Origin of the sequence: Antrihabitans cavernicola (assembly GCF_008297975.1) — a bacterium.
GTDB classification, from domain to species: domain Bacteria; phylum Actinomycetota; class Actinomycetes; order Mycobacteriales; family Mycobacteriaceae; genus Antrihabitans; species Antrihabitans cavernicola.
In genome coordinates, this window is record NZ_VLNY01000014.1 from 77445 (window position 1) to 91797 (window position 14353).

Below are 14353 nucleotides of genomic sequence, written 5' to 3' on the forward strand. Positions count from 1 at the left end.
CACACGTAGTTGATATGACCGTACCTTGCTGCAGGCAGTGCGTGTAGGCAGACGGGCGAGGTCCGCCCGGCCTGTTCAGTCGCCGGTGATGGCGACGTAGCCTTCTGCGTCGAGGGTATCCGTCAACGCGGCGTCGAGGGCTTCCTCGTCTTCGACGCGCAGGTCGACCAACCAGCCGTCGCCGTACGGATCGGTGTTCACCGTTTCCGGGCTCGACTCCAGATCTGCGTTGATTGCAATCACTTTCGCCGAAAGTGGTGCGTAGATGTCGGAAACGCTCTTGGTCGATTCGACCTCGCCGAACGTGTCACCACTGGCAACGACATCATCTTCGGAAGGCAGTTGCACGAAGACGACGTCACCCAATTGTGACTGTGCGTAGTCCGTGATCCCGACGCGCACCGTTGTGGGTCCCGTGCGCCGAATCCATTCGTGTTCCTCGGTGTAGCGCAAATCGGTGGGAGTATCGAGTTCACTCACGGCGTACCGATCCCTTCGCTTGGTGTGGGCTGAGAGTACAGCGTCGGCCGGGGGCTCCGCGGGCTCGCTGACAGCGTGCTTACTGATCGCCTGCGAGCGATCGAGCACCCGGGGGCAACACCGTATCGGCAACGCCGCGAGCGTAGTTCACCGCCTACGGCGAAACAGCGGAATGCCCGGTGTTTGCTCGGTCGACGACCGGGAAGGTCCGGGCGACCGCCATCGCCTTCCAGACGTACAGGCCACCCGTCCAGACGTAGACCGCCGTCCCCCACACCAGGAACGCGTAGCCGAATGCGCCGGCCGCGGTGTCGCCGGGCCAATCAGCGTGTCCCGCAAGGATCCACGGGAACGCCGACATCAACGCGAACGTGGCGGCCTTCCCCAGATAGATGACGTCGGGCGGCGGCAGCCCGCGCCGACGGTAGACGAACATCGTCAGCGTCAGAATGCCGTCACGGGCGATCAGGATAACCGCAACCCACCAGGGAATGATCCCGATGATCACGAACCCGACCAGCGCCGAGAGCAGATACAGGCGGTCGATCAGCGGGTCGAGGATGGCACCGAGTTTCGACGTCTGGTCCATCAGACGGGCCAGTTTGCCGTCGAGCCAGTCGGTTGCACCGATCGTGACCAGCAGACCGAACGCCCACCAGACGGCGTCGGTAGCGATCAGCAGATACAGAAAGACCGGGATCCCGAGCAGCCGAATCATGCTGATCACGTTGGGAACAGTGAAGATTCGGTCCGTCTGGACCGGTTCCGCGTGGGCAGCCTGTTCGCTGGGCGTCACTGGGTGACCTTTCCGACTGGAGACGGCACCCGAGCGATGTCGTCGGCGGTCAGGCTACCCAGGTACAGCCAGCCATCGGCTTCGCGCACGCCGGTGATCGGCGAATAGCTGCCCTTGGAGCCCTGCAACGAATGCACGATCGTCGCGTTCCCGTCGATTCCCAGTACCCAGCCACGCTGCTGCGGGTTCGGCTGCAGGCGCTCGGGAACGTTGGCGACGACCGTGCGCAGCAGCGGGCGCGGTCCCAGCATGTCGAGGCTGCGCATCCGCGGGCTGTACAACGCGACCCAGAAGATGCCGTCCTTGGTCTGCGAGGCCAGATTGTCCGGAATACCCGGCAGATTCGCCGCCCATACCGAAACGCGGCCAGCACGTGGCCCCGTGAGATCGACACGGGTGATCTGGTAGGCGCCGGTTTCGGCCACCACCAGGTACGACTCGTCGAGCGACAGTCCGACACCGTTGGCGAATTGCAGACCGTCGGCCAGCAGGTCGGTCTCCCCAGTCTTCGGGTCGAACCGGAGCAGCCTTCCGGTACCGGAATGTTCGAGCATGTCGTAGCGGTGGTCGGCGATCGTGAAGCGCTGCGACGAGTCCGTGAAGTACACGATCCCGTCCTTGCCGACCGCCGAATTGTTGGTGGCGTACAGGGCGATGCCCGCGGCCGTATCGGTGAGCAGTTCCACCCGGCCTGTCTCGTCGACGCGCAACACACCGCGTTCCGCGTCGCAGACCAGGTAACGGCCGTCACTCAGAATTTCGATGCCCAACGGTCGGCCGCGCGTATTCGCGATCAGTTCGGCTCGCCCCTTGCTGCCGAAACGCCAGATGGAGCCGTCGACGGTTCCGGTCAGCACTCGACCTTCGTGATCGACGGCAACATCCTCAGGTCCGTTACCCGTCGGCAGCCGCCACCGCTCGGCCGCATCGAGCGCCGTGTTCGGCGCGAGCACCCCGGTGGGCGGCGGTGGCTGGGGCGGCTGCCAGCCGACCGGGGAAATCCCGACCCGATCGATCGTGGCCAGCGCCGATTCGAGAATGCCCATGTGGTGTCTCTACCCCATTCGTCTCTACTATCGCCAGGCAAACACCGGTTGGTCCAACTGGTCTGTTCGAGTGTGTCGTCCGTGCAGCGCAATTTCGCGAAATTGGTAGATCACCGCTCCGGTTGGCGCATGGACGAGGAACCCGCGAAACGGCCACTGCACGATCGGTCGATCGGACTCCGGAATTCGGACGAATCGCGGCTCCGTGTCCAACTCTGCCATCGAGGGCACGAAGACGGTGGCAACCTCGTCAGGATTGGCCACGAATCGGGTGAGATCGGTACCGACCCACACGACGAACGGTGAGATGACGTAGCCGGAGCGGGTCACGTAGTCGTCGAGTCGGCCGAGCACCTGCGAGTCGTCGGCCGCGATACCGAGCTCTTCGTGCAGCTCGCGCAACGCGGCGACCTGCAGGGTCTCCCCCGGATCCACTCCACCGCCCGGAAGTGCGAACTGTCCCGGATGTGCGCGCATGCGATCGGGACGCATCGTCAGCAAGAATCCCGCGTCGCCGTCATCCGTGACGCCCACTGCGACCACCACCGCAGCCGAGCGCCGCCCGTCGAGGTCGGCGGTGCGCGGCCGAAATTCCGACAGCGCGACTCTGAGCGTCTCGGGGGTGATCTCGTATTCGTCGGGAGCAGTCATGTCCCTTCGACATTAGTCATGTGTCGACGGTTCCGGACCGCAGCTCGCTCACCGCGATACGCGCGACCTCACCGATCGCCGCGTCGACCGCGGGCAACGACGGATCGGCTCGCGCGGCGCGGGTGAACACCGCGACCGCGACGGGACTCTCGCCGGGGAACGTCACCACGGCCACCTCGTTGCGGATGATGCCGATGGTGCCAGTCTTGCCTGCAACCTCGACCCCGCCATGTGGAAAGCCGGATCGGATGCGGTGCTGCCAGAGCTGCTTTCCCAGGACGTCCTTCACATAGGCGGTCTGGGTCGCCGACAGCATCGCGCCCGACCAGATGGCGCCGAGTAGGTCGTTCATCTCGCGCGGAGTGGTGGCGCTCGCGTACGACGGGTCGTAGGCCGACACCGTCCACGCGTCGTCGTTGTCGGCCAGCGCCGCGAAGGCTTCCGCGGTGGTGTGCGAGTCGGTCTCTCGCACCAGTGACGCATGCACGGCCGCCGTCCCGCCGACGACGCGGGTGCGAGCGAGCCCGAGCGCAGCAATCGTCTCGTCCACACGGGTAAGCCCGACACGTCCCAGCACGATGTCGGCCGCCGAGTTGTCGGAGACCACGATCATGGAGGTGGCCAGGTCGCGCCAGCTCAGTGTCACCGGATCTCGAAATATCGAGATGCCGGTGGGTCCGGGTGTGCACTGGGCCGGAACGACGCGTACCTGCTCGAGTGGATCGATCTCCCCGGCGTCGAAGCAGCGGCACAGCGCTACCATCAGCGGCAACTTGTAGACCGACGCGGTGACGACCAGCTGGTCGCCGTCAACGGACAGTTGCGCCGAATGGGAGTCGAGCCGCCGAGCATGTAGCCAGCCCGTACACCCGGCGTCGGCGAAGACGTCCCTGATCCGCTTCTCCACCTGCGTCGTCATTGCTTTCTGCCCTGCAGCAGCACTCGATCCAGCGCGTGCGCAGCGTCGTCGTGCTCGTCCTTCGATCGACGAACGATCCGCAACCGCAACGCAATTCGATCCGGCAGCAGCGAAATCCACGCAATGCCAGGAATATCGGTGGGTACGGTGGTCGTCACGCCGAAGCAGCCGCCCGCCGCGACTTTGGCGAAGAGTGCGGTGTCACCGTCGGATTCGACGATCTGCGGATCGAGCCCGCGTTCCCGCCAGAGATCGCGGAACAGGTCGTAGGCGGGTGGTCCGGCGTCGCGCGGCAGCGTCGCAAGCGCAAGACCGCGCAGCGTTCGGACCTGTGCAGTCCGGGCGCGTGCGGCGGCGTGATCGGCGGGAACCACTACCCACCGCGGTACGGTGACGACAGGGCCACAGTGCAAACCCGTTGTGACAGCGGGGTGTTCGATGACGGCCAGGTCGAGGCCGCCCGCTCGAACCTGCTCGACCAGATCCGTCGTCGCGCCGATCGTCGTCGCCACCTGCGCCGCACCGCCCGATCGCAGCGACCCGACGCATGCGGTGAGCAGCCGATCGCTGCAACCGGTCGTCATCCCCCATCGGGTCGCCCCACGTTCCTCCGTCAGGCGGCGGGCTTCGTCGTCGAATCGCGCGGCGTCCGCGACCAGCAGACGGGCTCGCGGCAACAGCTGCGCACCCGCCTGCGTCAGGGCAACACCGCGAGACGACCGCTCGAACAACGCGAGTCCGAGCCGCTCTTCCAACCGGCGCACACCGAGTGACACGGGCGGCTGCGTCATGCCAAGGCTTGCCGCGGCTCTGCCGAAGTGACCTTCTTCGGCGACGGCCACGAAGAATCTGAGGTGGCGGATCACGTCCATCGTTCCATTCAACCAATCGATTCGTTCGGATCACCTCCACGATTCCGTATTCGACGACCATTGAAGACCAGCTGACCTGCGTCGATATCGAATCGCACTCGGACTCGCCGACGGCTCCTATTGGCCAACGACGCTCATCGATGGTGAATTCGCTTCCATGCCTGTTCCCGACTCCCCCAGCGAATTCCGACTGCGCCGCCGCAGCTTTCTCGCGGTCGCTCTTGCGGTTCCGGCCTTGGCCGCCTGCAGCACCGCAACGACGAGTCCCGCGACGCGCGCTTCCACGACGCAGGGTCGACCGACGGCCCCACCGAAGCCCGCCCTCGACACCCAGAAGCTCGATAGCCGCCTCGCCGCACTGGAGCAGCAGTACAACGCCAGAGTCGGCGTCGCCGTCGATCGACCGTCGGACGGGGCCGAGTACCGGCATCGCGGCGACGAAACATTTGCGCACTGCTCGACGTTCAAGGTGTACGCCGCATCGGCGCTTCTTCGCCTTGTCGCCGCCGGATCGGCGTCGCTCGACACCACGGTGGTGATCGATGCCGCTGCGGTGGTTGCCAACTCGCCCGTCACTGCCAAGGCGGCGGGGTCGCCGATGTCGATGGGCGACCTCTGTCTCGCCGCGCTCACCCAGAGCGACAACACGGCAGGCAACTATCTGTTGCACGCCATCGGCGGGCCGCCGGCGATCACCGCGTTCGCCCGATCCGTCGGTGACACCACGACGCGAGGCGATCGGTTCGAAACGGATCTCAACACCGCGATTCCCGGCGATCTGCGGGACACCTCGACCCCGGCCGGCCTGGCGGCGGGCTTCGGCGCAACGATCCTCGGCGACGGCCTGCAACCCGATGGGCGCGCGCAACTCCAAGATTGGATGCGGCGCAGCCTCACCTCCGCCGCACGCATTCGGGCCGGACTACCGCAGGGGTGGACGTCGGCCGACAAAACCGGCTCCGGCGACTACGCAACGGTGAACGACGCTGGTGTGGTCTGGGACCCGGCAGGCAAGCCTGTGGTGGTAGCAATCCTGACGACCACCCGTTCCGGACGGCAAGACGCTCCGGCGGACGGCAAGCTGGTCGTCGACATCACCGCTGCGATCATAGAAACGTTCGGCGTAGCCCACTAGCCCGCAACACCTGACGTGTGACGCCTACGCGCACAGCTTCCTCCGACCCCACGATCCGCACATGGTTGCGAGCCCGAGTGATGGCCGTGTACAACAGTTCTCGAGTCAGCAGCGACGATGCGCGCGCGGGAAGCAACACCGATACGGCGTCGTACTGGCTGCCCTGGCTGCGGTGGATCGTCATCGCGTAGACCGTCTGCACCGCCGACAGCTGACTCGGGTACAGCAGATACGGTTCGCTGCCCCGCTGGAACGCCGCCATCAGTGTGCCGTCGCCTCGGTCGACGATCACGCCGGTATCACCGTTGTATATCCGCGTCTCGTGATCGTTGGCGGTCACCAACAACGGTTGGCCCGGATACCAATTCGCGGGATCCAACCATTCACCGCGGCTGGTGCCCACCCATTCCCGAGCTCGTTGCGCCCAGCGTTGCACGCCGAACGGACCGTCGCGATGCGCGCACAGCAGCCGGTGCGATTCGAGGCTGCGTAGTGCTCCGTCGACGTCGCCGACTGCGGCAGCATCGGCGACTGCCGACGCCGTTGCGACCACGTCGTCGTGTAGCGCCGTCAGATCGTCGGGCGAATGAAACGACGTTTCGGGTGACCCACTTCGGAGCAGGTCGATCACGCGGTCTTCGTCTCCGCCGCGCACCGCAGCAGCAAGCTCCTCGATCGCACCACCGAAGCGTCGGCCGCGAGTCAGTCGAATCACACCGCCGCGCAACCTGTCTCGTTCGTCGTCCGTCAACGAGTGCGGATCGTCGAGGGCCGCGACATCGGATCCGACCAACGCACCCAGCGTGGCATTCGCCGCCTCGGCCACGGGCCGGGCGACCAGATCCGCAAGCACCGCACCGGCATCGACCGAGGTCAGCTGGTCCGGATCACCGACGAGGACCAGTCGAGCATCCGGACGAACGGCCTCGAGCAGCCGACACATCATCGTCAGCGACACCATCGATGTCTCGTCGACCACGATCACGTCGTACGGCAACCGATTCGACGCGTTGTGCCGAAACCGGCTGTTACTGCCGCGTTGCCAACCCAACAGCCGATGCAACGTCATCGCCGTCACGCCGTGCGGCAGCGTCAATTCGGCCGCCTGGTCGCTGACCGATTCCTGCAGGCGCGCCGCCGCCTTGCCCGTCGGCGCTGCAAGACCGATGCGAACATGCGAACCGTGTTCGGCCACAAGCAAAGCCAGAATTCGCGCGATGGTGTGGGTTTTACCTGTACCCGGCCCACCTGCGATAACCGTGGTCCATCGCGTCGCCGCAACGGCGGCCGCGATGCGTTGCCGGTCCGGCGCGGACGTTTGCGTCCCAGACGGGTCGACGAACAACTCCGCCAACTTCTCGTAGACCACGCGCGCGTCGACCGTCGGCTGGACCGACGCGCGTGCGTCGAGAGCGTGCCTGATCGTCTGCTCCTGGCGGAAGTATCGATCGAGGTAGAGCAGTTCACCCTCGGCGGTGTCCACCAGCCGTAACGGGCGCAGCGGGCCTGCCGGACCACCGATCACCAGCCGACTTTTGCGGAGCGCGGCAATCACGTCGTCGAGTTCCGGCCATGGCAGAGTCGAGAGATCCACCTGATCGTCGTCGACACCCGACTCTTCGTCGATGGTCACATCGCGGAGCCGACGCAGGTCGAGGCACACCGAACCCGCACGGACCGCGCGCACCGTCATCGCCGTTGCCAACAGCACGGGTTCGGAATCTTCGCCGGTGAGCTTGGCGAGCCGAAGCGCGACATGAACATCGGCGGCGGCGAGCACACCCGCTTCGTTGAACGTTCGCAACAGCCCTGTTGCGCGCTGGACCAGATGTGCCTGCGTCATGAGCCCGCCAACAAGTCGGACAACGCCGTCACCAACGTCGCGGGCGGACGCCAGTCGAAGACGCCGCAACCGGCAGGAGTGTCGGCGCCCACCATTCCGCGCACGAACAGGTACGCAATTCCGCCCAGATGGACTGCTGGGTCGTAGTCGGGTAGCCGCCACCGCAGATACCGATGCAGCGCAACCGAATACAGGAGAGCTTGCAGCGGGTAATGCGCGCGCATCATCTCCGCCGTCATCCGCTCATGGGTGTAGTGCTCCACCGTCAGGTCACCGAGGCCGAGCCGGTTCGTCTTGTAGTCGACCACCACGAACGTCGGTCCCGGCATCCGCAGTACCGCGTCGATGCTGCCGGTGAGGTAGCCGCGCAAGGCGACCGCGTCCAGTTCGGCAAGCTGGTCGGCATAGGGCGCCACCGAGTCGTCGGCGGCCAAATGGTGGCGCAGCAAGCCTGCGATCGCCCGCACCGTCACCGTGTCCGACACCGGATCGTCGCCTCCGGCGAGCGGCAGCTCGAAGTCGAGTTCGGCCAGTCGATCGGCGTTCGCCATGTCGGCCAGCGTGATTCGCGGTGTCAGCGACACCGGCGTCCGCATGACCGGAAGCAGCGCTGCGGCAAGCGCATCCGGATCGACGTCGGCAAGCCGCGATTCGACGGCGTCGCGACACCGCTCGCGGAGCTCGGTCGCCAGATCGGGCACATCGGTATCGACCACTTCGAGTACCTCGTGCACCAGCGTGCCGAACGCAGCGCCGGCGGGCAGGCCGTTCATCGGCGACGGCGTCCCGGCCAGGACATCGTCGATCGGCGGCGCCTCGTCGGGTTCGTCTGTCTTCTCCGGTGTCTCCGCTTCGCTGCCGACCCCGGGCGAGTCGTGCGCGGATGCCGTGAGGGCCGAGTACGAGGTACGCCGCCACTCCATGTCCAACTCACGCCGGAAATCGGCGGCGGCAAGTTCGCCCACGGGTGTGATCACGGGCGTCCAAGCCGGATGCGCGCCCGTGTCGTCGGCGACCGGCTCGATCGACACGACGTCGGAGTCCGGTCCCGGCCATGCCGAAAGTTGGCTTGCCATTACCGAATCCACCGCAATCTTGGCTGAAGCATCCGGCTCCGGACTGTCCGCACCGCGCGCGAACATCAGCCGATGCAGGGGTGATCCGGCTGTCGAGAACGCAGGCGCCCACCACAGCACTACCTGGCACATCGCGCGCGTCAATGCCACGTAGAGCAACCTGAGCTCTTCCCCTGCTCCGTCGGCGTGGTGACTCTGCTTGCGCTGCGCGTACCCAGGCCCGGTCGCGCCACCGACGTCGAGGACACGCTCGCCGTCCGGGCCATGCAGCAGCAGGATGCTGGGATTCGGATTCTTCGCAGCGTCCCACGCGAACGGCACGTAGACGATGGGAAACTCCAGGCCCTTGCTCGCGTGGATGGTCGCGATCTGCACCGCCGCCGCATCGCTGTCGAGACGCCGGCTTCGATCCTGCACATCGCCGGACGCGGGGTCCTCGATGCGCTCGGTGAGCCACCGCGTCAACGACGTCAATCCGATCCCTCCGGACACCGTCGCACGATTCAGCAATTGCGCGATGTGACGGAGATCGGTGAGCTCGCGTTCACCGGATTCCCGCGCCAACAAACGACTTTCGAGGTTGTCTCGCGCGGCGACGCGCTCGAATACCGCAGCGAATCCGGCGACACCGAACAGTGTTGCCAACTCGCGAAGCCACGCGCCCACCGATGCGACGGCATCGTCACCACGTCCGTCGAGCTCCGCCGCCGTCCACCCGAGCAGCGGCGTCAAGGCGGCCAACCGCACACGATCCGAGCGGTGAGGTTGTTCCAATGCCTGGAGAAACCACAGCCAGTGCGTGGCGCTAGCCGTCTCGAAGACACTGGTGCCGCTGGCCAGCACAGAAGGAATTCCGCTGCGGTCCAATGCGTCACGCACCAGCGCGACTTGCGCCCGGGTCCGGACGAGCACCGCGATGTCGCCGGGTTGAACAGGACGAGACGGACCGTCCACGGCAAGGGTTGCACCACTGCTCAGCAGTCCGACGATGTCGCGACCGACGTCCGTGGCAACAGCCGTACGTAGCCTGCCGACCGCCGGATAGCCCGATTTGTTCAGCGGCCCCGCGCCGGTGCGTGGCAGATGTCGGATGCGCAAAGGGACGGTCCCGGTGAGCCGACTCTCGGTATGTGTTGCGGCAACGGGATGCACGACGATGTCGCGGTGACCGAGCGCCGCGCCGCCGTAGAGCCTGCCCAGCGCACGGAGCAACCCGGCATCGCTACGCCAATTGGTGCCCAATTCTTCCAGCGCATCGGCGTGCCGGGCCGCATCGAGGTAGCTGAGCACCTCGGCACCCCGAAACGCGTAGATCGCCTGCTTGGGGTCGCCGACCAGCACCAGGGTGGTCGTGCCGTGGAATGCCCGCCGCACGATCTCCCACTGCAGCGGATCGGTGTCCTGGAACTCGTCGACCAGCACCACCCGGTAGCGCTCCTGGATTCGTGCGCAGGACGCAGCACCGTGCATGGGATCGGCAAGCACATCGCGAAGCAGTTCGAGCAGATCGTCGAAGTCACGCAGGCCGAGATTCTGTTTGCGCCGCTGCACTTCGGCTTTTGCGGCCGCGGCGAAGGCCCTGCGGTGTCCGGCCTCGGTCTCGTCGTCGTGTTCGGGTGCCAACGCGGCTTGTCTGTCACCGATAGCGGCCTTCGCGACTTCCATCGCCTCCGACGCCGACATCGGAGCGGCCATATCGAGGCGGCTGTACTTGCGCAGGTACAGGTCGTCGACCACTTCGGTGATCAGATCGTCGACGCCTTCGACCAACCGCACGTCGGTCTCACGCTCACCGGCGATGCCGAGCGTGTCCAGCATGCGCTGACAGAAGCTGTGCGTGGTGGCGATGGTGCCCGCATCGAAGTCCGAGAGGGCGCGTAAGAGCCGAATGCGGCGCACCGCGACTACATCCGGCTCGGCGTCGGCGAGATATCTGATGAGCGGATCCGGCGACATCCTCGCGGTGTGCGTATCGGCCAGTTCGCTTGCCGCAGAGCTGAATCTGGCCCGTGTCCGTTCCCGCAGTTCCTGGGTGGCGGCTCGGCTGAACGTCACCAGCAGCAACTGCGACACGTCGGCAACGCCGTCGGCGATGAAGCGCGTCGCCAATCCGACTATCGCATAGGTCTTTCCGGTGCCCGCACTGGCTTCCAAGATGGTAGTCCCGGTAGGCAGCGGCGCGAGGAGATCGAAATCGCTCACGGTTGACCCACCGTCTCGTTGCTCAGCAAGCCGTCCCACAACCGCCGGGCAAACGCACCGAATCGCGTCGACTCGTCCGCCCAGGTCGCCTCGTCGCCGATCGGTGAATCCGAACCCAGTTGGGCCAGAGCGAGATCCGGTCCGTGCGCAAAGGCGAGATGACGATCGTTCGCTTCACCGAACTTGCTGGACCATTCCTTGTCGGCGGTCGCGAGTGCATCGGCGGGACTGGCACCACGGACGCGCCGATCGGCATAGATCGACGACGACGCAGGCGCAACCGGCAGCGGTTCCCGTAGGCCGCGATCGCGCAGATCCACCAACCGACGCAGTTCCTCGATCGGGTCGGCAGGGACGGCGAGTGTGGATCGCCAGGTGGGGCGCCCGAACTGGCCGCGCCCCGTCGACACGGCCTGCCAGCCCTGCTCCGGGTGCTGGACGTGCGTGGCCAGCAGCGAAACCCATCCCGCAATGCGGTGTTTCGGCGCAAGCCGCGAGTACGACGTGCGCGCGATGGTCGTTCCGTAGACACCGCTGATCGCTCCGTTCAATCTGCGACCGCCACCCAGATCGATCGAGACATCGACCGTGTCGGGCGTCCCGTCGTGGACGGGACGCGACACCTGCGCGAGCAGGCCGACCGATCGCTCGATGTCCTCGAGTTGGCGGCTCCCCTGCCGAAACGGTGGCAGCGTCCCGCGCCGCCATTCGGCTGCCGTGAAGTCCGCCAGTTCGCCGCCGTCGAGCATGGAACTCAGCATGCGGTCACCGATGTCCCACTTGTCGAGGCCACCCAATTCGACGGTCAGCGCATCCACGATGTCGTCGTCGAGTTCCGGAACGCGAACGCCGATGCGCTGTCGGAGAAAACCCTGCGTCGGATGTTGCAGGAAGGCAATGAGATCCACCAGATCGACATCACCCGCCGGCTGTGCCGGTAGCGCAACCGGAAGCAACGGTGGAATCGGCTGCGGCACAGTGCGTGACGCGAGCGCACCGTGCAACGCATCGCGATCGAAGCTGAACGGCGCAGCAGCATCGAAGTTGCGCGGATCGAACGGTTGCAAGGGATGACGCCGAACAACAGCTTCCGGCTCGCTGGTGACCGACGCCGCCACCGCATCGATCACGTCGCTGAGTGGAACCGCAGGCGGACGAACAGCCCCCGACACCGGATCCGCACCCGTGTAGAACAGCAGCAGCCGCTCCCCTGCCGACATCAGCGCGTCCAGCAGGAGCTGGCGATCTTCGCTACGGGTATGGCGCTCACCCGGAACAGGATCACGTGCGAGGACGTCGTCGCCGTCGACCCCGCCGGTACGCGGAAACACCTCGTCGTCCAGCCCGAGGAGCACGACCACGCGATGCGGAACCGAGCGCATCGGCACCATCGTGCACACCGTGAGTTCGCCCGTCCGGAAGTTCGCTCGGGTAGGACGACCGGCGAGTGCTCGCGTCAGCATCGCCCGCACGTCCTGAAGCCGGAGCTCGACACCGTCGCTGTGCTCCACTACCGACGCGAGCTCGCGACGGCATTGCGCCACCTGCCACGCGTCGGCCGTTCCGACGTCGGTCAGCAAGTCGAGTCCGCGCCGCAGGACCGTCATCCAGGTGGTCGCCAGCTGCGGGCCCTGCAGATCCCGCAGCGTGACGGCAAGCCTGTCGACGAGTTCGGCGAATCGACCGGCGAGGTCGATGTCATTGCTGTCCACGTCGTCCAAAGGCAATGCGAGATCGAGCCATTCGTTCGACGATTCGTCGGCAGCAGCACCGAGCAGAATACGGTCGACCGCAGTGTTGAAGGTGTTCTGCCGGAAGTCTGCGAGGTCGTACGCGGCTCGCTGCCGCAGCCCGATGCCCCACCGCGCGCCGGATTCCGCCGTCCACTCCCGCAGCCGCTCCAGATCGTCGTCGCTGAAGCCGAAGCGCGTCCGTACCGGCATGGCGGCCGCAAGGTCCAGCACACTGCTCGCGGTGACGCGACCGCCTGCCAGCTCGAGCAGCGCGGAAAGCGTTGCAAGCAACGGATTTGTCTGCCGCAGGCCGCGATCCGCCAGACGAACCCGCAGTCGATGCCCCGGGTGGCCGAGAACACCCTGGCCGAACGCCGCGAGAATCAAGGGTGCATAGGTGTCGACGTCCGGGCACATGACCAGAACGTCGCGTGGCTCCAGCGTCGGATCGTCCTCGAACAGGTGCAGCAGGCTCTCGCGCAGCACCTCGACCTGCCTGGATGGCCCGTGGCACGCATGCACCTGCACACTGCGGTCGAGTTCGACCGTCGCCTCGGGAAGTCGATCGTGTGCGACATCGGCCTGGATACGTCCGAGCACGGAGTCCACTGCCTGATCACCGGGATGGTAGATGTCTTCGAATTCGACTGTTGCCAAACGTGATTGCAATTCCCGAACATCGCGCGCAAGACTTGCCAGCAGCGGGTGCTGCACGGCTTGGCTGCTGCGGTCCTGCGCGCGACGGGTCGGCCGATCCGATCGGGCCAGCGTGTCCCACATCGCTGGGCTCGGATGCGGCAACCACAGGTGCACATCACGGTGGGCGGCGAGTGCCGCAATCACCGCCAACTGATCAGTCGCGAGGCGCGTGGGTCCGAACAACGAGAGTCGCGGCGGCAGGTCCACCAGATCCGGTCGCGCTCGCAACGCGTCGCAGGCGGACTCGAGCCGCTCGGCGGGACTGGCCGAGCCGAGATGATCACGCAAGCGGCGCCACAACTCAGCTTGCCAGAGCAGGTCGTCGTCGAGTGCCGAACCAGCGCCGTCTGTGTCGCGCCCTGCCGCCCAGTCGACCGACATCGCAGGGCGTTGCGCGCCGTAGCTGCGGAACAGCGCACTGAGCTGCGCGGCGGTTCCGTAGCGGCGGCCTGCGCGGTGCTCGTCGACACCGTCACCCAGGTGCTTCGCCAGGACCGCGCACCACGGTTCACCGATGGATCGGTCGATGACGTCGAGCAACCCCCACAGCATGTGCGAGGGGGACCACGGATCGTCGTCGGCCGACATTCCCGCTGCAGCGGCGATCGCGTCGTCGACCAATCGCGTCGTCGAAGGAAAATCGATGTTCGCCGCGACCCCGTCGCCGTCGACGGCGCCGAGATTCGTCGCAAGCCGCTGGTTGAGCCATCGCTCCACACCCTTCGCGGGAACGGCGATCACCTCGCGGGCGAACGGATCCTCGAGGGGTGCGCGAAGCACGTCCGAGAGAGCGGACGCAAGCGTGCTCGACCGCTCGGCGCGGTGCACTGTCAGCACGTCATCCCCTCGCTCCCATCGCGCTACTCGAAACCATCACACCGGATGTGTGAATCCGGTTCCG

10 protein-coding genes are annotated in these 14353 nt (G+C 66.1%); 1 reads left to right on the forward strand and 9 read right to left on the reverse strand.

The window, feature by feature from the left end:
• Positions 1-75: 75 nt before the first annotated feature.
• From gcvH to FOY51_RS22215, 6 genes are all read right to left on the reverse strand, one after another.
• The gene (gcvH, locus tag FOY51_RS22190; protein ID WP_149432451.1) at positions 76-480 is read right to left on the reverse strand and encodes a glycine cleavage system protein GcvH; all 405 of its coding nucleotides are present in this window, start codon (positions 478-480) and stop codon (positions 76-78) included.
• Between the two features lie 154 nt (positions 481-634).
• Positions 635-1276 (reverse strand): CDP-alcohol phosphatidyltransferase family protein, encoded by a 642-nt coding sequence (locus FOY51_RS22195; protein WP_290367914.1) that lies wholly within the window; start codon positions 1274-1276, stop codon positions 635-637.
• The gene (locus FOY51_RS22200; protein WP_149432452.1) at positions 1273-2322 is read right to left on the reverse strand and encodes an SMP-30/gluconolactonase/LRE family protein; all 1050 of its coding nucleotides are present in this window, start codon (positions 2320-2322) and stop codon (positions 1273-1275) included. The genes FOY51_RS22195 and FOY51_RS22200 overlap by 4 nt, the downstream gene beginning before the upstream one ends.
• A 27-nt stretch (positions 2323-2349) precedes the next feature.
• The gene (locus tag FOY51_RS22205) at positions 2350-2973 is read right to left on the reverse strand and encodes an NUDIX hydrolase (RefSeq protein WP_149432453.1); all 624 of its coding nucleotides are present in this window, start codon (positions 2971-2973) and stop codon (positions 2350-2352) included.
• Positions 2974-2989: 16 nt separating this feature from the next.
• A complete protein-coding gene (locus tag FOY51_RS22210; protein WP_149432454.1) occupies positions 2990-3892 on the reverse strand; it encodes a serine hydrolase in 903 nt (300 codons plus the stop codon).
• A complete protein-coding gene (locus FOY51_RS22215; RefSeq protein ID WP_149432455.1) occupies positions 3889-4764 on the reverse strand; it encodes a LysR family transcriptional regulator in 876 nt (291 codons plus the stop codon). The genes FOY51_RS22210 and FOY51_RS22215 overlap by 4 nt, the downstream gene beginning before the upstream one ends.
• A 157-nt stretch (positions 4765-4921) precedes the next feature.
• Here FOY51_RS22215 and bla point away from each other — a divergent pair, with 157 nt between their 5' ends.
• The gene (gene bla, locus FOY51_RS22220) at positions 4922-5899 is read left to right on the forward strand and encodes a class A beta-lactamase (protein ID WP_149432456.1); all 978 of its coding nucleotides are present in this window, start codon (positions 4922-4924) and stop codon (positions 5897-5899) included.
• Here the strand turns inward: bla and recD are convergent.
• Genes recD through recC form a run of 3 tightly spaced genes read right to left on the reverse strand, consistent with a single transcriptional unit; the run spans position 5871 to position 14289 of the window.
• Entirely contained in the window at positions 5871-7742 is a 1872-nt protein-coding gene (recD, locus tag FOY51_RS22225; protein ID WP_149432457.1) for an exodeoxyribonuclease V subunit alpha, read from the reverse strand. The genes bla and recD overlap by 29 nt on opposite strands.
• Entirely contained in the window at positions 7739-11059 is a 3321-nt protein-coding gene (locus FOY51_RS22230) for a UvrD-helicase domain-containing protein (RefSeq protein WP_149432458.1), read from the reverse strand. The genes recD and FOY51_RS22230 overlap by 4 nt, the downstream gene beginning before the upstream one ends.
• Positions 11017-14289 (reverse strand): exodeoxyribonuclease V subunit gamma, encoded by a 3273-nt coding sequence (recC, locus tag FOY51_RS22235; RefSeq protein ID WP_149432459.1) that lies wholly within the window; start codon positions 14287-14289, stop codon positions 11017-11019. Before recC ends, FOY51_RS22230 begins: the two co-directional genes overlap by 43 nt.
• Positions 14290-14353: the final 64 nt, after the last annotated feature.